Source organism: Lysobacter antibioticus, from assembly GCF_001442535.1.
Taxonomy (GTDB): Bacteria; Pseudomonadota; Gammaproteobacteria; order Xanthomonadales; family Xanthomonadaceae; genus Lysobacter; species Lysobacter antibioticus.
In genome coordinates, this window is record NZ_CP013141.1 from 374,083 (window position 1) to 396,742 (window position 22,660).

At 63.3% G+C, this 22,660-nt stretch carries 23 protein-coding genes; 12 read left to right on the forward strand and 11 right to left on the reverse strand.

Annotated elements, in window-relative coordinates; genetic code table 11:
* Window positions 1-24: 24 nt before the first annotated feature.
* Both GLA29479_RS01575 and GLA29479_RS01580 read right to left on the reverse strand, forming a co-directional pair.
* Window positions 25-477 (reverse strand): HvfA family oxazolone/thioamide-modified RiPP metallophore, encoded by a 453-nt coding sequence (locus tag GLA29479_RS01575; protein WP_057970569.1) that lies wholly within the window; start codon window positions 475-477, stop codon window positions 25-27.
* 86 nt (window positions 478-563) lie between these two features.
* Window positions 564-1,226, reverse strand: a complete 663-nt coding sequence (locus GLA29479_RS01580; RefSeq protein WP_057919723.1) for an HvfX family Cu-binding RiPP maturation protein — start codon at window positions 1,224-1,226, stop codon at window positions 564-566.
* A gap of 345 nt (window positions 1,227-1,571) precedes the next feature.
* Here GLA29479_RS01580 and GLA29479_RS01585 point away from each other — a divergent pair, with 345 nt between their 5' ends.
* The 5 genes from GLA29479_RS01585 to GLA29479_RS01605 are packed head-to-tail and all read left to right on the forward strand — an operon-like array spanning window position 1,572 to window position 5,737.
* Window positions 1,572-2,366: an alpha/beta fold hydrolase gene (locus GLA29479_RS01585; RefSeq protein ID WP_057919722.1), complete on the forward strand. Its 795-nt coding sequence runs from the start codon at window positions 1,572-1,574 to the stop codon at window positions 2,364-2,366.
* Between the two features lies 1 nt (window position 2,367).
* Entirely contained in the window at window positions 2,368-3,060 is a 693-nt protein-coding gene (locus GLA29479_RS01590) for a cytochrome c biogenesis CcdA family protein (RefSeq protein ID WP_057919721.1), read from the forward strand.
* 23 nt (window positions 3,061-3,083) lie between these two features.
* Window positions 3,084-3,662: a thioredoxin family protein gene (locus tag GLA29479_RS01595; RefSeq protein ID WP_425478869.1), complete on the forward strand. Its 579-nt coding sequence runs from the start codon at window positions 3,084-3,086 to the stop codon at window positions 3,660-3,662.
* Between the two features lie 18 nt (window positions 3,663-3,680).
* On the forward strand, window positions 3,681-4,421 hold the full coding sequence (locus GLA29479_RS01600) for a response regulator (RefSeq protein ID WP_082638196.1): 741 nt from the start codon (window positions 3,681-3,683) through the stop codon (window positions 4,419-4,421).
* Window positions 4,418-5,737, forward strand: a complete 1,320-nt coding sequence (locus GLA29479_RS01605; protein WP_057919720.1) for a sensor histidine kinase — start codon at window positions 4,418-4,420, stop codon at window positions 5,735-5,737. The genes GLA29479_RS01600 and GLA29479_RS01605 overlap by 4 nt, the downstream gene beginning before the upstream one ends.
* A 74-nt stretch (window positions 5,738-5,811) precedes the next feature.
* Here GLA29479_RS01605 and GLA29479_RS01610 read toward each other — a convergent pair whose 3' ends face one another.
* On the reverse strand, window positions 5,812-6,087 hold the full coding sequence (locus GLA29479_RS01610) for a hypothetical protein (protein ID WP_057970570.1): 276 nt from the start codon (window positions 6,085-6,087) through the stop codon (window positions 5,812-5,814).
* 256 nt (window positions 6,088-6,343) lie between these two features.
* On the opposite strand from GLA29479_RS01610, the gene GLA29479_RS01615 reads away from it, so the two are divergent.
* Window positions 6,344-6,793 (forward strand): hypothetical protein, encoded by a 450-nt coding sequence (locus GLA29479_RS01615; RefSeq protein WP_057970571.1) that lies wholly within the window; start codon window positions 6,344-6,346, stop codon window positions 6,791-6,793.
* Window positions 6,794-6,953: 160 nt separating this feature from the next.
* Here GLA29479_RS01615 and GLA29479_RS01620 read toward each other — a convergent pair whose 3' ends face one another.
* The 3 genes from GLA29479_RS01620 to GLA29479_RS01630 all read right to left on the reverse strand — a co-directional run bounded on the left by GLA29479_RS01620 (window position 6,954) and on the right by GLA29479_RS01630 (window position 9,237).
* Window positions 6,954-7,469: a hypothetical protein gene (locus GLA29479_RS01620; protein ID WP_057919717.1), complete on the reverse strand. Its 516-nt coding sequence runs from the start codon at window positions 7,467-7,469 to the stop codon at window positions 6,954-6,956.
* Between the two features lie 271 nt (window positions 7,470-7,740).
* Window positions 7,741-8,109 carry a hypothetical protein gene (locus GLA29479_RS01625; RefSeq protein ID WP_057970572.1) on the reverse strand — a complete coding sequence of 123 codons (369 nt, stop codon included), beginning with the start codon at window positions 8,107-8,109 and terminating at the stop codon, window positions 7,741-7,743.
* Window positions 8,110-8,235: 126 nt separating this feature from the next.
* Window positions 8,236-9,237 (reverse strand): M23 family metallopeptidase, encoded by a 1,002-nt coding sequence (locus tag GLA29479_RS01630; RefSeq protein ID WP_057970573.1) that lies wholly within the window; start codon window positions 9,235-9,237, stop codon window positions 8,236-8,238.
* Window positions 9,238-9,598: 361 nt separating this feature from the next.
* On the opposite strand from GLA29479_RS01630, the gene GLA29479_RS01635 reads away from it, so the two are divergent.
* The 3 genes from GLA29479_RS01635 to GLA29479_RS24190 all read left to right on the forward strand — a co-directional run bounded on the left by GLA29479_RS01635 (window position 9,599) and on the right by GLA29479_RS24190 (window position 11,550).
* Entirely contained in the window at window positions 9,599-10,273 is a 675-nt protein-coding gene (locus GLA29479_RS01635) for an energy transducer TonB (protein ID WP_169795592.1), read from the forward strand.
* A gap of 48 nt (window positions 10,274-10,321) precedes the next feature.
* Window positions 10,322-11,005: a TonB family protein gene (locus GLA29479_RS01640; RefSeq protein WP_057970575.1), complete on the forward strand. Its 684-nt coding sequence runs from the start codon at window positions 10,322-10,324 to the stop codon at window positions 11,003-11,005.
* Window positions 11,006-11,322: 317 nt separating this feature from the next.
* Window positions 11,323-11,550 (forward strand): hypothetical protein, encoded by a 228-nt coding sequence (locus GLA29479_RS24190; protein WP_144436294.1) that lies wholly within the window; start codon window positions 11,323-11,325, stop codon window positions 11,548-11,550.
* Window positions 11,551-12,391: 841 nt separating this feature from the next.
* Here GLA29479_RS24190 and GLA29479_RS24195 read toward each other — a convergent pair.
* Entirely contained in the window at window positions 12,392-12,703 is a 312-nt protein-coding gene (locus GLA29479_RS24195) for a hypothetical protein (RefSeq protein ID WP_144436295.1), read from the reverse strand.
* 212 nt (window positions 12,704-12,915) lie between these two features.
* Here GLA29479_RS24195 and GLA29479_RS01645 point away from each other — a divergent pair, with 212 nt between their 5' ends.
* Window positions 12,916-13,122 carry an energy transducer TonB gene (locus tag GLA29479_RS01645; protein ID WP_169795593.1) on the forward strand — a complete coding sequence of 69 codons (207 nt, stop codon included), beginning with the start codon at window positions 12,916-12,918 and terminating at the stop codon, window positions 13,120-13,122.
* Between the two features lie 291 nt (window positions 13,123-13,413).
* On the opposite strand, the gene GLA29479_RS25125 is transcribed toward GLA29479_RS01645, so the two are convergent.
* A complete protein-coding gene (locus tag GLA29479_RS25125) occupies window positions 13,414-16,578 on the reverse strand; it encodes an RHS repeat domain-containing protein (protein WP_057970577.1) in 3,165 nt (1,054 codons plus the stop codon).
* 81 nt (window positions 16,579-16,659) lie between these two features.
* Window positions 16,660-19,365 carry an RHS repeat protein gene (locus GLA29479_RS01655; protein WP_057970578.1) on the reverse strand — a complete coding sequence of 902 codons (2,706 nt, stop codon included), beginning with the start codon at window positions 19,363-19,365 and terminating at the stop codon, window positions 16,660-16,662.
* A 626-nt stretch (window positions 19,366-19,991) separates the two neighbouring features.
* Between GLA29479_RS01655 and GLA29479_RS01660 the strand changes: the two genes are divergently transcribed.
* Window positions 19,992-20,894 (forward strand): sterol desaturase family protein, encoded by a 903-nt coding sequence (locus GLA29479_RS01660; protein WP_057973026.1) that lies wholly within the window; start codon window positions 19,992-19,994, stop codon window positions 20,892-20,894.
* Here the strand turns inward: GLA29479_RS01660 and GLA29479_RS01665 are convergent.
* The gene (locus GLA29479_RS01665; protein ID WP_057970579.1) at window positions 20,891-21,580 is read right to left on the reverse strand and encodes a helix-turn-helix transcriptional regulator; all 690 of its coding nucleotides are present in this window, start codon (window positions 21,578-21,580) and stop codon (window positions 20,891-20,893) included. The genes GLA29479_RS01660 and GLA29479_RS01665 overlap by 4 nt on opposite strands.
* A gap of 102 nt (window positions 21,581-21,682) precedes the next feature.
* On the reverse strand, window positions 21,683-22,129 hold the full coding sequence (locus tag GLA29479_RS01670) for a DUF6194 family protein (protein WP_057970580.1): 447 nt from the start codon (window positions 22,127-22,129) through the stop codon (window positions 21,683-21,685).
* Between the two features lie 91 nt (window positions 22,130-22,220).
* Between GLA29479_RS01670 and GLA29479_RS01675 the strand changes: the two genes are divergently transcribed.
* Entirely contained in the window at window positions 22,221-22,637 is a 417-nt protein-coding gene (locus GLA29479_RS01675) for a cupin domain-containing protein (protein ID WP_211265024.1), read from the forward strand.
* Window positions 22,638-22,660: the final 23 nt, after the last annotated feature.

The following is a 22,660-nucleotide window of genomic DNA, read 5'->3' on the forward strand; positions in this document are numbered from 1 at the left end:
CGCAGGGCGATGGCGGCGCGGGTTTCAGTCGGCGATCTGCGAGAACAGTCCCTTCGGCATGGGTTTGCCGTTGGCCTGGTAGGTGCGCTTGAGGAAGTCGTGCGCTTCGGCCTCGCTGATGTAGCCGTCGCGGCCGCGGTCGATGCGGTCGAAGTCGGCCGCGCGGCCGGCGGCGACGGCGAGGAACTCGGCGCGCGACACCTTGCCGTCGTGGTTGCCGTCGGTCTTGGCGAACGAGGCGTCGCCGCACTTGCCTTCGCCGCAAGCGCCTTCGGCCACGGCCTTCTTCGCCGACGTGCCGGTCTTGGCGGCACCGCATTTGCCTTCGCCGCACTTGCCTTCGGCCGCGGCGATACCTGCGAAGCCGGTCAGGGCCTGCGGTTGCGCGGCCATCGCTTGAGCGCCGAACAGTGCGCCGCCGGCCAGGACGATGCTCAGTGCGCCGACGAGGGAGTTGCGGGAGTGGGAGGTGGACATGGGTGGTACTCCGGTGGGATGCACGCCAGGCGTGCGGGATGAATGCCGCGGTGGCGGCAGGGAAGCAGGGGAAGGGGCGAAACCGATCAGGCCGCGGACAAGGCCGGCGCCGGCCGGCGCGATTTCGTCAGGTGCAAGGCGATCGAGGCCAGCCCGATCAACGCGCCGATCGTCGCCGGCAAGGGCAGCAGTGCGCTCAGCGGCAGGCACAGGGCGACCGCGACCACGCCCCAGCCGAGCAAGTCGCCGCGCGCGAGGTCGGGTGCCGCGCGCCGGAACAGCCGGTCCAGGCTCAGCGAGCCGCCGCCACCGAGCATCAGCGGCAACAGCATTACCAGATAGATCAGCGGCAGCTTGAAGTTGCCGAAGCCCTCGTCGCTGATCGCATAGCCGCGCCACAGCTCGGCCAGGCCGTTCCAGTGCTCGGGCCAGTGCACCGCGGCGATCGCCACCACCGTCAGCACCCACAAGACGTACGCGACGGCGCGCGTGCCCAGGCCGAGCAGCAGGGCGAGGCTGCAGCCCAGTTCGAGCCAGGTCGCCATGGTCCAGTTGAGATCGGGGCTGAGGCGCGAGAATGGAAACGGAAAGCGCTGGGCGATGTCGGCGAACCAGTTCTGGCCGTGCAGTTTTTCGATGCCGGCTTCGTAGAACTCCCAGGCCAGCAGGACGCGCAGACCGAGCGGCGACAGCGATGCTCCGACGCGATCGAGGCGCGGGCCGAGGCGGGTGATGAAGGACGGCAACATGCGAGGCTCCTGGCTGGACGAGTGGCGAAAGACCGGGAGCCATTACGCGATCGCGACGTATCCGCAGGGTGTCGGGCGAAGCGCGGATTTGTGTACCAATGTGGCCGCGCGCGGCCGCGGATACATTGCGATACGAATCGGCCGGGCCGCGACGCTGCCGGCCGTGGCAGGACCCGGCATGCCCCCGGCGCCGGGCGTTCCGTGCCGGCGCGGCGGCAGGGGTTTGTAAGCGAACGTATCCGGCGCCGCCGGCGAGGTCTTGCGATACAAGAAGCGATGCGCGCGGAAACACAGGCGATACAGCCGCGACGTGCAATGGCCACTCCCAAGTCCAGGAGTGTCCCCATGATCCGCACACTGTTGTTCGCCTCGCTGTTGGCCGCGACCGCCGGCTCGTCTGTGGCCGCCGAGCACGTCCGCCCGCTCGATCCGCACGCACTGACGGTCGTACTGGTCCACGGCGCCTTCGCCGACGGCTCCAGCTGGGGCCAGGTCATTCCACGTCTGGCGTCCTGGGGCGTGCCCGCGGTGGCGGTGCAGAACCCGCTGACCTCATTGGAAGACGACGTCGCCGCGACCCGCCGTGCCATCCGGGCCGCGCCCGGCAAGGTGGTGTTGGTCGGCCACTCCTGGGGCGGCACGGTCATCACCGAGGCCGGTAACGACCCCAAGGTGTCGGCCTTGGTCTATGTCGCCGCGTTCGCGCCCGATGCCGGCGAGAACTCCGCCCAACAAGGGCAGGGCTATCCGGTCGCGCCGGGCTTGAGCCGTCTGCTCGAACGCGAGGGTTTTTTGTCCTTGCCGGAAGCGGCGGTGCGCGAGGATTTCGCCCCGGACCTCAAGCCGGCGACGGCGCGCCTGATCTACCGCACTCAGGGACCGCTGAAGGCGAGCGCCCTGGCCGAGCCGGTGACCCAAGCCGCATGGCGCGGCAAGCCGAGCTGGTACGTGCTGTCGCGACACGACCGCATGCTGTCGCCGCAGTTGCAGGCCGCGACCGCCCGCCGCATCGGCGCGCAAGTGCATTCGCTGTCGGCCAGCCATGTGTCGCTGTTGTCGCAACCGGGCGCGGTGACCGACGCGATTCTCGAAGCCGCCGGAATCCAGGCCGCTGCCACCGCCGCCGATAGCGGAGGCTGAGGTGATCGCTCTCGCCCTGGCCGCGCTCGCCGGCATGGCCACCCTCCTCTCGCCCTGCGTGCTGCCGATGCTGCCGATCGTGCTGGCGCGCGGCGCCGGCGGCGATCGCCGCGAGCCGCTGCTGATCAGCGTCGGCTTTATCGGTGCGTTCGCCGGCGGCGGCATCGCGCTCGGTCTGCTGGCGTCGTCGTCGGGGCGCTTCGAAGCCGCCGTGCGCCTGGCCGCGATAACGGTGTTGCTGCTCGCGGGGTTGTCCTGCGTGTGGCCCCAGGTGTTCGAGCGGGTGCAAGCGCGTTGGCTGGCCGGGTCGCGGCTGCTGGCTTGGCGGCCGCGCGCCGCCGGGCCGGGCGGTGCGCTGCTGGTCGGGGTCTCGCTCGGCATCGCCTGGACGCCCTGTGCCGGCCCGATCCTGGCTTCGGTGTTGGCGCTCGCCGCCGGTGCGCAGGACCCGGCGCGGGCCAGCGCGCTGCTGGGCATGTACGCGCTCGGCGCGGCGGCGCCGTTGATGGCGGTGATTTACGGCGGTCGTTGGGCCGCCGCGCGCATGGCCTCGCTGCAACGGCATACCGGCTGGCTGCGCCGCGCATTCGGCGTGGTGGCGGTGGCCATGGCCCTGCTGCAACTCGCGCAACTGGATACCGCGCTCATCGCCTGGCTGCTGCCATGGCTTCCTTCGATCTCCACCGGACTATGACCATGCCGAAATCCTTTGCTGCATTGTTCACCGCCGCCGCCGTCACTGTTGCGGCTGTCGCCATCGCGACCGCCCTGGCCTGGCCGGAGGCGGCCGCCCAGGGCAAGGGCTCCGTGACCTCCACCGTCGCGCCCGACCTTGCCGGCGGCGGTTCCTGGATCAACAGCGAACCGTTGTCGTTGCCTAAGCTGCGCGGCAAGGTGGTGCTGGTCGAGTTCTGGACCTACTCGTGCATCAACTGCCTCCGCGTGCTGCCGCATGTCTCGCAATGGCACCAGCGATACGCCGCGCAGGGCCTGGTGGTGATCGGCGTGCACACGCCCGAATACGGCTACGAGCGGGTCGGCGCCAATGTCCGCGCGGCGGTGAAGCGTCTGGGCATCGGTTATCCGGTCGTGCAGGACAACGGCTTCCGTATCTGGAACGCCTATGGCAACCGGTACTGGCCGGCGCTGTATCTGATCGACCGCCAGGGCAGGATCGTCTATCGCCATTTCGGCGAAGGCGACTACGCTGTTACCGAAGCCGCGATCCGCGAGCAGCTGGCGCGCCCGTCCGCCGCGTCGGCGCCGCGCGTTACCATCGCAAGCGCAGTGCGATAAGCCCTCCGAGACCACGCCATGACTCATGTAGACCACATCCTGATCGTCGACGACGACCGCGAGATCCGCCGGATGGTCGCCGACTATCTGCAGAAGAACGGCCTGCGCACGACCACCGCCGCGGACGGCCGCGAAATGCGTGCGGCATTGGAGACCAGCGACGTCGACCTGATCGTGCTCGACGTGATGATGCCCGGCGAAGACGGCCTGTCGCTGTGTCGCGGCCTGCGTGCCGGCCCGCACCGCGCCGTGCCGGTGGTGATGCTGACCGCGCGCGACGACGAGACCGACCGCATCGTCGGCCTGGAGATGGGCGCCGACGACTATGTGGTCAAGCCGTTTTCCTCGCGCGAACTGCTGGCCCGCATCAGCGCGGTCATCCGCCGCACCCGCATGCTGCCGCCGAACCTGCAGGTCAGCGAGGCGGGGCGCCTGATCGGTTTCGGCCAGTGGCGCCTGGACACCACCGCGCGCCATCTGCTCGATGCCGCGGGCACGGCCTATCCGCTCAGCGGCGCCGAGTTCCGCCTGCTGCGCGTGTTCCTCGATCATTCCCAGCGCGTGCTCAGCCGCGATCAGCTGCTGAACCTGACCCAGGGCCGCGACGCCAATCTGTTCGATCGCTCCATCGACCTGCTGGTCAGCCGCCTGCGCCAGCGCCTGCTGGACGATCCGCGCGAACAGGCCTACATCAAGACCGTGCGCAGCGAAGGCTACGTGTTCTGCCAGGCCGTCACTCTGCTGGACGAGACGCCATGAACGCGGCGTCGCGCTGGCGCTTGTTCCCGCGCACCATCGCCGCGCGCCTCACCCTGATCCTGTTCGCCGGGCTGCTGCTGGCGCACGCGCTGTCGTTCGCGCTGCTGTTCTACGAGCGCTACGTCTCGGCGCGCTCGATGATGCTGGGGAACATGGAGCAGGACGTCGCCATCAGCGTGGCCTTGCTCGACCGGATGTCGCCGGCGGAACGCAACCAGTGGGCGCCGCGTCTGGAGCGCCGCACCTATCGCTACCTGCTGCAACCCGCGCAAATCGGCAAGCCGATCGCCAGCGAACGCGCGCGCCAGGTCGCGGCGTTGATCGACCGCAGCCTGCAGCACCGCTATCGGCTCGTGACCACGGCGGTCTCGCAATCGCCGGAGCGCTTCCAGGTGCAGCTGAAGTTGGCCGACGGGCAGCCGCTGACCCTGGAAGTGACGCCGTCGGTGATGCCGATCGCGCGCTGGCTGCCGTGGGTGCTGGCGGCGCAACTCGCCCTGCTGTTGCTATGCGCCTGGCTGGCCGTGCGCTTGGCGACCCGCCCGCTGGTGCGGCTGGCCGATGCCGCCGAGCGGCTCGACCCCGCCCATCCCTCGGCGCCGCTGAGCGAGTCCGGGCCGGTCGAAGTGGCCAAGGCCGCGACCGCCTTCAACGCCCTGCAGGCGCGTATCAGCCACTACCTGGCCGAGCGCCTGCAGATTCTCGCGGCGATCTCGCACGACCTGCAGACCCCGATCACGCGCATGAAGCTGCGCGTCGAAGGCATGGACGCCGTCCCGGAACGCGCGCGCCTGGGCGAGGACCTATCGCAGCTGGAGCAACTGGTGCGCGAGGGCATCGCTTACGCGCGCAGCACCCACGGCGCTACCACCCCGCCGGTGCAGCTCAACCTGCAGGCTCTGCTCGACAGCGTCGTCTGCGACTACCAGGACGCGGGCAAGCCGGTGCGCCTCAGCGGCCATAGCGATCTGTCGCTGACCACGCGCCCGCAGGCGCTGCGCCGCGTGCTCGAGAACCTGATCGACAACGCGCTGAAGTACGGCGGCAGCGCCGATGTCGGCGTTCGCGCCATTGCGCCGGACCGGTTCGCCATCGACGTGGACGATGCCGGCCCCGGCATTCCCGAGGAGCACATGCGGGCGGTGCTGCAGCCCTTCCATCGCCTGGAGAGTTCGCGCAATCGCGACACCGGCGGCACCGGATTGGGGTTGGCGATCGCCGAGCAGTTGGCGGCCCACCTGGGCGGCGAACTGCAGCTCGCCAATCGCAGCGAAGGCGGGTTGCGGGCGAGCCTGGTGCTGCCTCTCATTGCCTGAGGCAAAGCGGAGCGCATGCCCTTCGCACCGCAGCTGAACCAGTCAGCTTGAATGCCGGCCGCGACGCAGCGGGGTCAGCCGCTGCTGGGGCCGGTGGCGTCGCCGAACCAGCACAACGCATCCAGCTCTGTCGGCGACAGATAGCGCACGATGATCTCCGCTTCGTCCGGCGGATGGATCAGGCGCACGGCGGTCGTCGCCTGATGCTCCTGGTAATGCGTCTTGGCGGCATGGCAGGCGCCGGCGATCGCATCGGCACGCGACGAGTACGCCACCGGCGGCGCGTCGGACGCTTCCGCGCGCACGCACCAGGCGCCAGGCTGTTCTTCGATGACGTCGTAAAACTGCACTGTCCTGGCGACTCGACCGTCGCGCCCCCCCTTGTTGCTCCTGGCGTGGAGAATAGCTTGCCGGAGCGCGGAAGACGCAAGTTGGTGCGCCAAATGTCGCAGCCGTGAAACCTCCGCCCAGCGTAGGGGCCGAGCGCGATCCGGCCGAGGATCGGGAGCGCCGACCGTGTCGCTGGGCCGGAAGCGATATCGAGCCTTGGTTGGGCTGACGGGAACAGGAAGGCCTCGGTTTGGCCCGCCCTGGCGCCGGGCCGGGGTGGGCGAGGACAACGCACTGGCGATGGCGATCGCCGCGAGCGCCGATCGCGCTTGCCTCGACTCGGGACGGGACGGTGTGGAAGATCATGAGAGCGTGGACGCGGGCGACGCGTCGGCCAGGAGCTCGTCGAGGATGCGCATCATGTGGAATGATCCGGCGACCTCGCGGCTCATGTACCGTCTCAGTGCTCTTTGGGCGTCGGCTTATGCGGTCTTCAGCATCCATGGCTCGGCGACGTACACGCTCTACTTGCCGCACAAGGTCGGCCACTACCTGCCGGCCATCATCGCTTTCGGTTGCTGGCTATGGGCCCTTCATTGCGCACTGCTGTACCGGACCGATGCGTCTATCCGCACCCGACTGGATCTAAGGCTGCTCTTGCCATTGTTCCCGATGGCCTTGGCATCCAGCCTGATCTGCTATCTGCGCTACCTGGAGCAGCGCTAGGCAGCAGCGTTCGGGCCGGGCGATCCGACCTTCAGTGGTGCGATAAGCCGAAGCCCGGGACGAGTCCAGCGTCAAGTTCGCAGACGTTTGGCTGCGAACTTGAGGCGACGGACGACGAGCACGACTCGATCATCGTCGCAGCGAGGCCGGGCCGTAGCGCTCAGCCTTCGTACTTTCGGTCGCCCTTGTACCAATTGCCGTCGGGCCGGCGATACCAATCGGGCGACTGCGCCGGACCGAGCGCGCCGGGACCGGTCCGGCTCTCGTCGATGTAGGTGATCTTGTCGATAGGCACCCAGACATCGTGGTTGTAGGTCGTGCTGTACAGGGTCAGGGAGCCATTGGGAAAGTCGACGTGCTTGAGCTTGCCCTGCTTCGCCGTCTGCGAGATCGCCCCTGGGAACTGACCCCAGATCATCAGATACTCGCCGAGCGGAATCCGCTTGATCTGTTGTTCGATGGTCTCGGGCGCACTCTCCTCGTTGTCCACCGCCACACCGTGGACCTCGGCGAGCGATAGCTGCAAGGGTTCTCCCGATTGGACGTCGAGCAGGAAGATCTTGTCGGTGCCCACATCGATGTTCTCGATGAACGCCTCCAAGGCTCTGCCGTCGTTCAACCAGATCGTTGCGTAGTCGCCGGGACGCATCGCTTGCAACACCTGTTGTCCGTCCATTTGCATCTCCCGATGCCGTTGAGGGATCGCGTTGCAGGCATGCTAGCGCCGATGCACGGAAAACCGCTGCGCACTTCGACACGCAGGTTTCAAGCGCGAGTCACGAATACCGAAATCCGGAATGCGATGAGCGGCACCGTTTCGGCCGGAGGAGCGATCTCGAAGTCGTCCGGATTTTTCCGGGACGTCGTCGGTGTTCGCGCGGTCGCCCCGTTTCAATCGCAGCGAAACCTCGCGATGGTGAGCAAGCGTCGAGACCTCGTCATTTCGACTATGCAGCGGCTTGCGCCCTGACCAGATAGCCGATCATCGAGACGATCAGCCAGATGGAGGCGAAGGTAATGGGCGCGGCCAGCAGTGCCCTCCACCTCCATCCGGTGCCGCTGACTTTCGATGGCTTCTGCAGTCCCGCCACGATGTAGACGGATCGATTGCCGATGTAGACCGACAGCAATACCGCGAGCGCATAGGACGCATAGGTCAGCAGGCTGCTGCCGAACTTCGCTCCGACATAGCCAACGGCGGCGACGAGCGTGGTCCACTCGACCACGCGGAAAACCTCTTCCGATAGCCGTCTGAGTTTGTATTCGAAGCCGATTTCCTTATTCAGCCCTGCCCAATCCCTGGTTTCGCGGTTCATGGAGGTTCCTGCTTCGGTCGTGGACTGATGAGCACAACGCGGACGCCGCTCCATGCCGGCCATGGCCCGGCACCAGGGCGACGATCCGCGTTAGGTGGGTAGGTCGTGCGGTGAGCGAAGCCAGCATTACTGGGACGATGGGCGAATGCGTTGCCCTTTCGTAGGCTCGCCTCGCGTCACCCGCGTGCCGTCGGCAAGGTAGTCGGTGAACTGCGCGGGCAGCGCGGTCGAGCCGTTGAACTTCGGGCCGTCCTGCAACTGATAGTGCAGATGCGCTTCCGAGGAATGGCCGCTGTTGCCGCATTCGCCCAGGCGGTCGCCGGCGTCCACGCGGTCGCCCCGTTTCACGCGCAGCGAACCCTTGCGTAGGTGGGCGAGCATCGAGAACTCGCCATTGCCGTGATCGATGATCACGCGGTTACCGGTCAGATCTCCGGCATTCAACCTGCCCGGCGGATTGTCGGCGACATAGTCCACCACCTCGACGACTTCGCCCGCGGCCGGCGCCAGGATAGGCTTGCCGAAGCAATAGTAATCTTCATTGCGAAGTCCATCGCCGGCATGAGTGGCGTTGCCGCGAACGACGGCCAAGTCGGCGGCGAAACGCTGGCCGGCGAACTCGGCATGGTAGTTCTGTTCGAGCGTGCGGCCGCCCCAGAACACCATGAACTCTTCGTCGAACGGCAGCTGCAGCGCGGTCCTGGTCCGATAGTCGAGGTGCTTGCTCGGTGCCGCCTGTTTTTGCACCTTCGGCTCCGGGAGGATGCTGAAACTGCTGACCTTGCCGTCGTGCGCGAACGACCAGCTCACCACATAGACGTCCGAAGACTTCTCGAAACGGACGCGGCGCTTGTAAACGCTGGCGAGGGGGTCGGCGCTGACCGACTCTTCGATCACGGCTTTCTCGGCGCCAAGCTGAGTATCGAGTTGATCGCGAAAGCTCGCGAGATCATCGCGGGATTTAATAGCGCGCCGCATGGTGTCGTCGAAACTATCCCATACGGTGTCGATTCGTTTCGCATAGAAGGCGGCGGTCAGATCGGCGCCGGCTTTGCGCGCATCCAGTGCATGCGCGGTCGTTGCATGAAGAAGTGCGGACAGCAGGACGAGCAAGAGATAGCGCTTCATATCGCAGCTCCTGTATCGCATCAGCCTTCCTGATGCTCTAGATCGCGATTTAGCGCGATCGCGAACCCGCGACAGCGCCGCTTGTCCCAATTTCGACACGCATGCCAGCCAGAAGAAGCAGTCGAACGTTCGTCGTGGAACTCGACGCGATAGGCGATCGATGCGCAAATAGGAAAACGCAGAACGGGGCCCGCGGCGGACGCGCTTGCAGCGATTCCCGTTATGGCTTCAATGCCGTGCGGATGCGCCGCAGCAGAGCCGCCATGCTGGCCGGATGCAGCGGTTTGTTATCGGCATGTTAGTCTTCGTGAGTAAAGTGAAGGCCGAGCGTCCGCGTAGCGCGAACCCAAGGAATGGACTCATGAGACAGACAGGCAAGTGGATGGTTCTCGGCGCGTTTCTGGTTTTCGCCGCGGCCGCCGCGCGGGCTCAAGGAGCCACCGATATCGGTGCCAGCATCGACATATCGTCGTACCGGTTGAATCCGCCGGCCTATCCCCCGGAGGCTATCGACGCCTGCGTCGGCGGCACGGTGATCGTGCTGGTCGACATCGACAAGGACGGTCAACACAGCAAGGCCGTGGTCGAACGCTCCAGCGGTTACGCCTATTTCGACCAGGCCGCCATCGAGGCAAGCAAACGCTGGAAATACCACCCGGGGACGGAGAACGGCCAGCGCGTGCCCGGCAGGTTGCGCATGCCCGTGGATTTCGCCGAGTACGAAGGCTGTTGGACGGCCGACCCGGATGTCGAGGCCCGTGTCGCGGCCGCTTCATTGAATGAGCATCCACCGAAATGGCCGGCGATCGTCGCAGAGAAACACCTGAGCGGCCTGGTCGTGCTGCTGATCCAGGTCGACAAGGACGGCGCCCGGAAGAACGTGAAAGTCGGGGTGTCCAGCGGCGATGAGGACATCGACCAGGCGGCCATGCTCGCGGCGCTCGAGTGGGAGTTCCAGCCCGCAACGCTGAAAGGCAAGCCGGTGCGATCCCTGCTGCAAGTGCCGCTGCCTTACGGAAAACACAAGACGCGCTGAGGCGTCTTCGATACGCCCTTCCCATCCATCATCGCTGGATTGAACCCTATGAAACCTGCAGGTTGGGCCGCGCTGTTGGGCGCGCTCGTGCTGTTTGCGACCGATGCGGCCGCACAGGATATGCCGAGTTACGATGCGACCGTCGACCAAGCCTCGAAACTCCGCCATCGCCCCATCTATCCGCGCGAGGCGATCAAGGCCTGCGTCTCCGGTACGGTGGTGATGATCATCGATGTCGCGGCCGACGGTAGCTTCATCGAAGCCGTGGTGGAGAAATCCAGCCGCAACGCCCACCTCGACCGAGCCGCATTGGAAGCCGCGCGCCACTGGAAGTATTACCCGGCAAGTGACGAGAAGGGCGCGCGCGTCGCAGACAAGATACGCATCCCCATCGATTTCGAAGAGCACGAAAGCTGCTGGACCCGGCTGGTTCCCGACACACCGGCCCGACCCGAGCCGTCCTCGGTAGAGCGCTCCCCACCGCGATGGCCTGCCATCGTCGACGAGAACGGGCTGAGCGGCGAGGTCGTGTTGCTGGTGTTGCTCGAAGAAGACGGCTGGAAGCATGCGGTCCGGGTCGCAACCAGCAGCGGCGCCCCGGACATCGACTACGCCGCCGTGGATGCAGCGGAGAACTGGAGATATGAGCCGGCGCTGCTCGATGGCAAGCCCGTGCGCACGGTTCTGCGTTTGCACATGCGTTACGGCAAAGGCGAGCCTGGTTCGCGTTGACAAAGCGTCTCGGGGGCAGCGAGCTCGGTGTGAGCCGGGGCTCGATCTGGATCGCACCAGAGGTAAACGAATCGACATTCGGAGATCGGCCTGTCCCCACCGTGGCCAATACGCTGATTTAAAAAGTTCGCGAGCGGGTGCTGCCAAATCGTGGAGCTTCAGTTGGCGTAGGACGGAATCAAGCCCGCCCTACGCAACCTCCACGTTAGCGCGATGCGTATGCATCCCAAAGCGGCCCTTCCATCCTGCCGCTAAAGATGAGAGTGGCGCCGTCAGAAACCGGCTCGTACCCGCACGAAAAAGAGCGAACTCCGTACTTGAGCGCCAACCGTTCCGCTCCATGTCTCAGTGATGTCGCCGTCTGCCCCGATGCAGAAGTCGTGTCCTTCCACTCGAAGATGATCAGAGCATCGGTAACTCCTTCCGCACAGATCAACTGGACTAACGGCTGGGAAATTGAAGCCTCGCCAATCAAAAGTCTATTTGCTCTCAAGCTCAACATCCCAGGAGAGGGCGGCTGTGCTGAACTGAAGACGGAAATATAATCACCCAGGTTGGCACCGGTCTCCATCTCAAGCTCGCTTGCCGAAAGATCAAAAGGCGGCTCTGTGGAAAGGAGCTCCGCTACAAGCGGTTCTAACGCACCTACCGGAACCACTTCGAACACTAGTTCTATTAATTGACCCATTGTGGCCCTGCCTTCTCCTGAAGTGCTTCAACAAATCCTTTGATGGTGCCATCCATCGAGTGAATTAGTTGCGTTCGTCTCCTCTGTCCGGAGCCACCCAAAGCACAGCGCTACGGTCCAAGCCAAGAGAGTCAATGACTTCATCAATCACCTCTTCCCGCCTACTCGCGGAATCAAGGCGCAAAGTAAATTGCCCTGCCTGCTGATGAAGAAAGGAAATTAGCTCAATGACGGATCCAGACTTCAATTGCGCACCGATGGATCTCCAGGGCCCGAGACCCGGCTCATCGCCTTCCAGCAAACTTCTACCGAAGTAACCCGTTAGTAGTAACTCACCCAATTGCAGGGTCGCCAGTTCAATGTAATCACCGCTGGGCCAAAGAGTGCTCGGGGAAAGCGGGGTCATTGTTAGATCGCTCAAATAATCGTGGGGCAGTATCGTGTCACCACGCGACGAAATCGCCCCGGCAGGAGCGCGCCTTCGTGTGGCCGGACTTTGGACCAACAAATTAAAAGTAGTTTCTCGGTCGGAACTTAACGAGCCGACCTCGGTCGTAAAGCAGAGCATCAGCGCACAAAATACTTGACTCCTTGCTTGCAAGCGCCAGTTGCATCGCGACCAGCAACCAACGACCCAAAAAAGACAACGCGATGCAGGCCCTGAGCTTCATGCGCAGCCAGGAAGTGAACGTGCCCTATCAGGCCGACGGGGAGGCTACAAAAGGTCCGGCGCCATCAATGCTGAAGATCCATGGCTCAATAGCCGACACAGAAAAGACTTCCAGCACCTGGCCTGTGGCAAAAACCAGCGCCGGATCGAAGCCAGCAGTGGAGCTCTGGCTGCGGCATTCAACGATCGTCTTTCCGGCGAGAACGGATTGAAGTAAAGGAACGTCAACTTCGTCAGATCCGATCAGGAACTTCCCTGTGTCGAGCACCCGCCACGCGGTCAGTAGTCTCAGATGCCATCCTAGGCCGTGAATCAGGAGGCAAGGATCTGTGTAGGTCACACTCCTAACCACGAGCGGAAGCCGCCCAGCTAGCATTCTCATGCTATCCGAATTCGTGCTCAATCCCGTTGCTCCACATGTGTTCTCTCCCGAACGTAATTCCGACGTTCTGCGGTTGTCGCTCCCCGTGGAGGGTGTGGCACTATCCGTCCTCGATGCAGGACCCTTTTCCCATTGGCTAAGTATTGTGGTGGACAGGCACTGGCGAGGTGGTGTTGCTGGTGCTGCTTAACGAAGACGGTTCAACGCACTCTGTCAGGGGCGAAACAACCAGCGGCGATCCGGCTATAGGTGCCGCCGCAGAGTTCGCGGCGAAGAACTGGAAGTATCTGCCGGCGATGCTCGGCGGTAAGCCGGCGCGCAGCGTTCTTCGGATGCACCTGCACTACGGCAAGAATACGCCTGAGGGCTTTCGTTGAGTGGCGTATGAGCGGCTACGTTGTTCACCACCTTGTCATGCAACCTCTGTGAATCACTCTGGGCTTACTACGTCAAAGCTAACGTGCTTTGAAGGGGTCATGCATGCTCGATGCTCATTGCATCTACTGTTATGACTCCGAGAGTGACGTCGAGAGAGTCTACGAACTCAGCTTCATAGATTCCATTTTCGGCATCCAGTATTAAAAGGATGACTCCTTTAGCACCCTTCCTAATGCGCTCGTTCAATGTCTGTTTGGCTATCACGATGTCATACTCTTTAAAGGTCGGTTTCATTTTTTTGCGGGGATTATTGTGGTTAATCTGACAACGCCGTCTTTGTTTGATTTTAGCCAGGCCGTAGTGACATCTATTTTTTTGCCATTTGCCCCGGTTATGCTAATTATTTGATTGTATTTAGTTCCGTATTCATTAACTCCGGTTACGGTGGCTTTTTTGGAGCTAAATGATATTTGTTTTGCGAGATCTGGCATGTTCTTGCGAGTAAAGCCCAGAGCCTGTTCAAACCACTTTGCTTTTGCGCCGCCGACAGCGTGATCAGGGTTTAGGATGTATCTTTCAAGTTTCGAGGCAACACTCATTCTTGACAGGCGAATGGCTTGGGCAACTCGAAAGATACTAATTATCCCAGTAGCAACGCGCTCCATTGGTATGAGAGAAGCAACGGCTTCCGCGTATGGCTCCTGTGCTCTAGCGATGCTGTCGGGTACATCCATTGGGCTACAGCCCGGTTGCTGAGCGCACGAACTGTAAGCACTAAGATACTTGGATGAGTAATCTAGCCCATTGCGCCCGTCGGGGTCGACAAAACGGTAAGGGCTATTGTTTGCGTAGGAATAGCGATTGAAGTTGCCGCCATCATTATTGTTCGCGGAAACCGGGTCGATCGATAAAAATCTTCCCACGGATGAATCATAGTAGCGCTGCTGCATATAAGTCAGCCCAGTCGCGCCATCCATGACATGACCGGTGTATCCAACGCCGTCGTATGCAGGCTTACTGACGGCGGCTCCGTATGGCTCCCATTCGGTCGGATCGAGGACCGTTCTGTTCGCGTCTGTCGCAGCGACCGGGCTACCGAGGGCGTCGGTATGTTGATACTTCACTGCCCATGCACCCGCGTCCGTACGCTCGCGCTGGGCGAGCTGACTGCCGGCGAGGTAGACGTACTCGGTTTCCTTGTTGGTCGCCTCGTTGACGCGTCGAACCAATTGGCCGGACTTCGCGTAGTGACTCGTTACATTCCCGTTGGCCCCTGCGGTAAGCACGCGCAAGCCACCGGCATCGTAGAGATAGCGCTCCAGAATCCCGGTGGATGCGGTTGGCGCGGGCGTACTGTCGTCCGGAATGAAGATTCCGCCACCGCCGCCGGGTTCGGATGGTTCCAGGCAGCCAGGGCCTGAGGTGCAGGTCGAAGCGGGAGTGGACGCGGCCGCTCGAACTTCGCGCAGGTGATTGCCGTAGTCGAAGTCGTAGGTCACGCCATTCTTGTTCGACAGGTTGCCCTGTACGTCGTAACCCAAGCCGATGACGGTGGCGCCGCCTGCATTCTGGACGTTCGTCAGCTGATTGCGCGAGTCATAGTAGTAGCGATGGTCCTTGACGCCGCCCAGCGACCAGGTCCGCATATTGTCGAGGGCGTCGTAGCTGAAGCGGTGCCAGCAGTCCCCGCCGAAGCTGCAAGAGCCTGCGGCGGTGAGCCGGTTCAGGTCGTCATAGGCCATCCAACGGCTGTAGTGGTCGCCCCTCAAGCGATCCAGAATCTGCGATACGTTGCCAGCGGCATCGAATCCGGTCTCGTGATCGAGCACACCCACGTCGGTATTGCGCGCCGGCAGCTGCCGGGCGTTCTGGGCCATGGTGTGCTGGATGCCGTTGCCGTAGCGGAAAGCCTGGATCGCGCCATTCGGGTAGTAACCGATGTCCGATGCATACACCTGGCCGGACGTATCCCGCACGGTTTTGGACTGGCCCACGGCATTGGGCAGGTACTCGACGACCAGGCCGCTGGGGTAGGTCGTCCGGCTCATGCTGCCATTCGCGTCATAGGCGTAGCCGACCGCCGCGGCCGGTACACCCGGGCGAGTGACCGACTCGCTCTCGAGCATGCGACGCCGGTTATAGCTATAACCGTTGACTACGGGGTCGCCTTGATTCGCGCTGTTGTACGTCGTCAATACCTGAGGCAACCCGTCCGGAGTATAGGTCCAGGTTTGGTTGCCACGGCCGTCGGGGAAGTTCAGCGCGGTCAACCGGTTGCGGACGTCGTAGCCGCGTCCGACGGCCCGTCCCGAGGACTGCGCCTCGGGGCGGTTACAGGCAGTGGTGCTGGGCAGGTTCAGCCCGCTGGCGGACCACGCCAGGTTGCCGGCCGCGTCGTACTCCATCACGGTCGAGCCGGTTTCCGGTTCGATCACTTTGCAAAGGCGCTGATGTTGGTCGTAGACGTATCGACGCGCCAGCGCCAAGGGGGCGGGCACGCCGTATACACCCGAGCCGTTCAGTAGCGGGTTGGAACCGCCTTCCGGCGAGATGCCATGGATATAGATCTTCTTGTTGGCATGCTCCTGCCGCATCGCCGACGTCAATGGAATCGAAAACCGATAGGCCGCGCCTTGAGCGTGGCACGCCGCCGCGACCGCCGGTTCGCTGGACTGATTGGCGGTTTGCACGGCGACAAATGTCCCGGAGCCGTAGGCGCCTCCCACGTACATATGCACGTCGATGGACTGATTCCTGCCGGTCGAACAGGCCCAGCCGAAGACCTTGTACTCACCGTTGGCGAGGCCGACGCTATCGATGGAACCGGTGACTTCCGTTTGCGCCACCGTGATTGATACCGGTGCCGATGAGGTCGCCCCGCCATTGTTGTCGACGGCTTTCGCGTAGACCGAGTAAGTGCCTACCGCTACGTTGTTTACGGTGATCTGATAAGGCGCACTCGTTGCGGTGCCGATATGGGTTCCATTGGCGTAATACTCGACCCGAACGACTTGCCCATCCGGATCCGAGGCGTTCGCGGTCCAGGTCATGGTCGCCGGAGCGATGAAAGGCCCCCCAACCGGAGCGTTGATCGTCACTGTCGGCGGATTGCCGCCCGGCGCGATGACCTGGATCGTAATGGTTTCGCTGGCACCGGCTCCGTCCGCAACCGCCTGGCCGGTGAAGTGATGGGTGCCTATCTGCAGGCCGGTAAAGGTATGAGACAGCCCATACGGGTTGCTCGCGACCAACTGCCCGTTGTGGAACAGATTGACTTGCTGGATCGGAATGCCGTCGTCGTCGTTGTACCCGTTAAGGCCTATCGTGACGGTGGCTGGCGCAACGACATTGCCGTACTCCGAGGACGTCATGGTGACGTAGGTGGCGCGGGCATCGGTGACGGCGCCGATCAGCAACAGTGTCAGCAGCAGTCGGGAAATCATTGAATACAGCATCGGATTCGGTCCTTCAGGTCCAGGGCGCTGGAACGCTCGAAATCGCTGCGAGCTTCAGTCTTCGTGTCGACGAGTGCGAACTCAGCCTTCAGGGCCGGAGCGAATCATCTCCAGCGGTTTCCCGAAGATGTCTCGATTGATGGTCGTCGACACGCCCGCGGGCGAATCTATGCCCAGGGGGGCGTCATAAGACGGTTGGTCGAAGACCTGGAATCGTTGCGTGGATACCTTCTGGCGTGGATCGGTGATCCGTCGCTGGAAACCCGTCAGGTACTCGGTGGTCGTGGCCAGGACGCCCAGCTCGCTGTCCTGTTCCACACGCGTGACCCGGTCCAGCGCGTCATAGAAGGTGCGGGTGCCCTGAGCGACATCGCCGAAGTTGCCGACGTTCCGTAGCGGATAAGACTGGAAGTTCAGCCGGCCGTTGGAGTCGTAACGTTTGACGACCTGGCTCAAGGTCCCGGCCGTGTCGGCGGCGTCGTGCTGCTCTTCCAGTACCGGCCGCCACAGTGCGTCCATGTACAAATTGATATGTTTGTTGCCTTCGACACGACTGCTGCGCCAATGTCCGGCAGGCAGGCCATGTTCATCGGTGGCAATCTGCTGGAACGACAGCGAGACCGGGTTCCAGGCCGTACTGTCGCCGGTGGGGTAGGCGATGCTGGCCAAACGTCCCATGGCGTCATAGCCATAATTGGTGGCGAAGCCATTTTCGTCGGTTACCGAGTCGATCCAACCTCTGTCGTTGACGACTGCCGATTGCGACGTGCCACCGGGGTAGTTGATGTTCTGCGGCACTCCGCGTTTCCAGTTCGAAAAACTGGTGCTCTGATTCAAGCCGTCGGCCACGCTCTGCAATGTCGCATCCGGGTTGTAAGCCAGCGTCTGGATGGTTTTGCCGAAGGAACGGATTTCGGTCGGCAGCGCGGTCGTGGAGTGGTAGAGGGTTTCCTCGCTCAGTACGCCGTCGACGCTGGTCGACCTGACCTGCCCCAAAGTCCAGCTCGCCAGATTGTCGTGATAAGCGGTGGTCTGTACCTTCGAGGAGCCGAGCGAGCTCCACTTCCTCTCCGCGACGGGCCGGGCGAAGCTGTCGAACTGGTTGACATATGAGCTGAACTCGACGCCGTCCTGCACGATGGTGTTGCGTCTGATCGGACGGATGCGGACGGAGCTGGAGTCGTCGGAGCCCGTCAGGACGCCGTAGATGTCCGGAAACGGCATCGAAGATATCTCGCTTTCGGACACGTACTCGGAGGTCTGCGTTCTAAGCACGGTTCCATCGGCCTTTTTGATGGTCGTACCGAGCAGGCGGCCGTCATTGACCAGCCACAGCGCCCCATACTTCTGCTCCTGAACGCTTCCATCGGGCTGAGTAACCCATACCCGCTTCCAGTCGCGGCAGGAAGTGCAAGGTATCTGATTGACGCGGCCGAACTCTTGTGGAACTTCGTATTCGTAGGTCCATTGCATGGCCGGCAAGCCGGGTCCTGCAATGGTTTTGGTGGCCAACGAATAGTTGTCGAAATACTCGGGGATACCCAGCGAGTAGTACTCGTTGCCCATGTTGTCGCGATGATCGAACACGCAGGCGTTGGCCGGTGTGCCGTTCTTCAGGTGGCGCATGAAGTTGAATCGGAACGTGCCCAGGGCGCCCGAGGGGTGGGTGATCTGCACCCCGAGCATGTCCACCGGCTCGATGGGCTGCGCACAACGCAGGTTGGCGTCGAGGCCTTGGTACTGGGGCAACAGCAATGCGTTGCTGATGACGCCGTTCTCACCGTAAAAACGGTACTGCCAGGACGACCCATCCGGCTGGGTCACGCGAGACAGAAGTTTCTCGGGGTGGTAATCGCCGATCGTCTGTACGGCGTACTCGTAGGTCCATTGGCGGCCATCGGCGGTCGCGCTGGTCACCCGTCCGTCGGTATACGCCAGTTGTATCGAACGGCCGTCGCTGGAGATGATGCTGGCGAGCTTGTCGCCCGAGTAATTATAAGCGACCCAATTGCCGTGCCTGTCCTCGACTCGGCTGGCCATCAGAAAGACCTTGACGCGCCCGATCATGGCGCTGCCGTCCTCGGATCCGTACTTGCTGACCACCGGGGCTTCGCGTTCGATACCGACATCGAAGGTGTAGCGATTGCCCTGGGTATCGACGGCGATGAAGCCTTCGCCCGGGTAACCGTTGCTGGTATTGGGTTTGCAGCGGAATCGATGATCCGAACGTGTGCCCCACATATACGCATTGCCGTCGCTGGGGGCGACGGTATTCGCCAAGAGAAGAAGCATTTCGGTATCCCCGCCTCCCGGGATATGCATATAGGTTCCGCTCCAGATATCCGAGGTGCTGAACGGGGCCGGTGCGTTCGGATACCAGACCTGTGAGCATCTCGGCGTAGTGCCCGTGCCCGACAGGTTCCATTTGTCGTTCGACGAGAACACGCCGTACAGGTAGGGAACATCGATATCCCAAGCGCCGAATCCGCCCAGCACGCGTGCTTCCTTGCGCGACTCGACCTTGAAACGCCGGCCAAGGCGTACAGGAAGGGCGTTGTTGCCCGGGAGATCGATATCGGTCGCGACGAATTCGGTGGAGCCGTTGTAGAGGCTCACGCTTTCGCCCATCAGATCGGACTGCAGTGGGCTGACCATCTCGGCCGAACGTACGCGTTTGGAGTACTCCTCCAACGGCGCCACCGGCGTACGGGCGTGCGCCGCCCCCATCGCGATAACCACGGCGGCGGCCAGCGCGCAAGCTGCGCGCCGTTCGATCGATCCCTTCATGCTGTCCCCTTCCGCGCCCTGAGCGGGCGGCTGTGTCAATCAACGGATTCCCAGTACAACAACACCTTGTCCCAAACGCTGAGAAGCCGCAGCCTTGGATGGCTGCGGGTCCGCATTGGGATAGATCTATTCGTCTTCAGTCGGCGAAGAATGCCCGGTCCTTGTGCTCATGTGCTTCCTGCTGCAGCGGATGCTTCGTGCTCGCCTGGACGGCGCCGGTGACTTGCCCCTACCCACCTGGCGTTCGTGATCAGATTCTTAACCTGTGACGATGTGTTCGCAAGAGCCGATCGGCCCTGGCTGCATATCTAGCCGTACTTGGGCCGATCTGAAACCGCTTATAGCCGGCAAGAAAGCATGCCGCTATATGTGCTTTCTTCTGGCCGCATATCGGCTTGGAGGTACCGGCGAGCTTAATGCAGGGACTATCCGGGCGGATGTAGGAAAATTCTGATTCGGCGTAGATTCGCCCCCGGTTAATCGTCGCTCCGCTTCCGCTCGGCGCCTCCTGCCTGTAGCTCGGGTGGCGACTCAGTCCACAGGCCGCAACCAGCATGCGCGGTTTATTCAAGCCGCCAGCCCCGCGTCGGGTCAGCATGCTGGCCTCGTCGATGCCTGGGTTGAAGATGAAAGACTGGATGTTGCGCTGGTATGCGCCGTTGTTCCTGCTCGGGTTCGTCGGCACGGCCGCATGGTGGGTCGGTTACCGTCACGGCAATGCGTTGTGGTTGTTGCCTCTGCTGGGTCTGGCGGTGGCGCTGTCCTTTCTGGCCGAACGCCGTTGGCCGTACGACCCGCACTTCAACCAGGACCACGGCGACCGGGGCCGCGATGTCGCGCACGCGCTGGTCAATGAGGCGCTGAACCTCCTATCGATCGCGTTTGTTCCGCTGTTGGCGGCGTGGATGCCGTGGCGATATTGGCCTTCGGACTGGCCGTTTGCGTTACAACTGGTGACGGCGATCGTCGCCGCCGACCTCGGCGTTACCCTCATGCACTACGCCAGCCATCGCATCGACTGGCTGTGGCGCTTGCACGCAGTGCACCACAGCGTGACCCGGATGTACGGCTTCAACGGTCTGATGAAACACCCGCTGCACCAGGCGATCGAAGCGGTGGGCGGGGTATTGCCGTTGTTGTTGCTCGGCCTGCCGTACCCGGTCGCTGCGGTGCTGGCGTTCGCCATCGCCATCCAGTTGCTGTTGCAGCATTCCAACGTCGACATGCGCCCCGGCCTGTTGGGTCGGCTGATGGCCTGGGCGCCGCTGCACCGCTTCCATCATCTGCGCTACGGGGCCGCCGGCGACGTCAACTTCGGCCTGTTCTTTACTGTCTGGGATCGGTTGCTGGGCACCGCTTTCGATGCGCCCGGTTATCGGCTGGGGAGTCGCGACGTGGGGATCGGCACTCAGCCGGATTACCCGCGCGACTATGTCGGCCAGTTGCTGGCGCCGTTCCGCGCGCTGCCGCAAGGTGAGGTGCCGGCGTTGCCGGGGGAACTGTTGCGGGCGCGCGTTCGGCGCGGTTAGCGATATGCCTGCAGTTGCAAGCCGTGTAACTGCGCCGCGCCGATCCCGAACATGCGTCGCAAGTTGCGCGACAGATGCGGCAAGTCGGCGAAACCCGCCGCGTGCGCGCTGGCGGTGAGGCTGTCGCCGGCCAGGAAGCGCGCCAAGGCGTGATGCAGGCGTCGCCACAACACCCAGCCGCGCAACGTAATCGCCAGGTCGGATTGGAAGCGGCGGTGCAACTGGCTCGGCGAGAGATGCGCGGCCTCGGCGATGTCGGCGGCGCAGACGCTGTCGGGCAGGCGCGCAACGACCTCGGCGATGGCCGCCTGCAGGCGGCGGTCGAGGGGCTGCGCCCGGCAGAGCTCGGGCAACAGGGGCTGCAGCGCCGACAGCCGGGCCGGCAGCCGCGGCAATCGCTGCAGGATCGCTTTCACATCGGCATGGCCGGGTTCGAGATAGACCGTGCAGCCTTCGCTGGGCGCGGCCAACACCGCATGCGGCTGAAACGAAGGCAGCCACAGGCGCTGGCCCGAGCGTCGTTCGCCGTCAATCTCGACCCGCCACGGCGCGCCTTCGCTGAGCAGCAGTTGATGGGCGTAATGAGCGTGGCGGCCACTGCCGCCGGCCCGGCCCTGCAGCACCGCGACGTGCTCACCGAGCAACAGGGTGCCGGTCCAGGCGGGATCGGTCAGGGAGGCAGGCATGGGGGCTCGGGTTCGGCGCGATGCGTAGACGACGTCAGTCTAGCGTTCCAGGGGACGCTGCATCGTTCGGCCAGGCGTCGAGTCGCGTGGGTGCTGAATCGCTCAGGCCAGCGCCCGACGAATCGCGAAAGCCAGCAACTGTTCGAGTGCGTTCTGCGATCGCTCGCCGGGTTCGACGATCGACACCCAACCGTTCGCGCCATAGGCCGGGTGCGGAATCAGCGTGTCGACGGCGGCGAAGTCGAAGTCGCTGCGACGATCGGCCAGCTCTCTCGGACCGAAACCGAACAACTCCTCGAACTTCGCCTTGCCGACATCGAGGTTGACCCGGTATAGGCCGCGATCGAGTCGTGACTCCTCGTCGAAGCCACGGTAGTCCTTGGTGACGATCGTGACGAACGGCATTTTCTTCGCTTGCCCGTCGGCGCCCACGGCGAAGCAGAAGGTATCGCCCCAGGCCATCTCCGGGCTGCCGTCTTCGCGCGCCGCCACCTGGATCCGGACCGAGCCGTTTGCAGCGAGATACTGCCGAATTTCGTCTTGGGTCATGAGCCTGCCTCAGCGTTCTGCGGGCAGGGATTCTAGCAATCGGGCCTGCGCGGAAGGCCGCCATTCGGCTCAGTCCATGGCGAGCTCGGGAATGCTCCTCATCTCGGTTCGTGCGGGCGGCCTGTCGGATAATCCATTCGAACCAGAACCGGGCAGTGGCCTGCCCGGCCCAGATGCCCGGCGTCCCAGCGAGAGCATTCTCATGCGAATCGACAACCTGTTTGCGAATGCCGCGGCGCCTGCGCAAGGCGAGCGCTTCGAAGCATTGCTTAGCCACAAGAACCTGGTGATCGAGCGCATCGTAAGTTCGGCGGAGATCACTCCGACGCAATACGTGCAAACCGAGGACGAATGGGTGGCGATGCTGCAGGGCGAGGCGACGCTCGAGGTCGCAGGCGAGGCCGTCGAGCTGCGTTCCGGCGACTACCTGTTCCTGCCTGCCGGTACGCCGCATACCGTGCGCCGTGTTTCCGAGGGCACGCTGTGGTTGGCGATTCACTTGCATTGATGGCGGGCGCGGCCGTTTGCGCA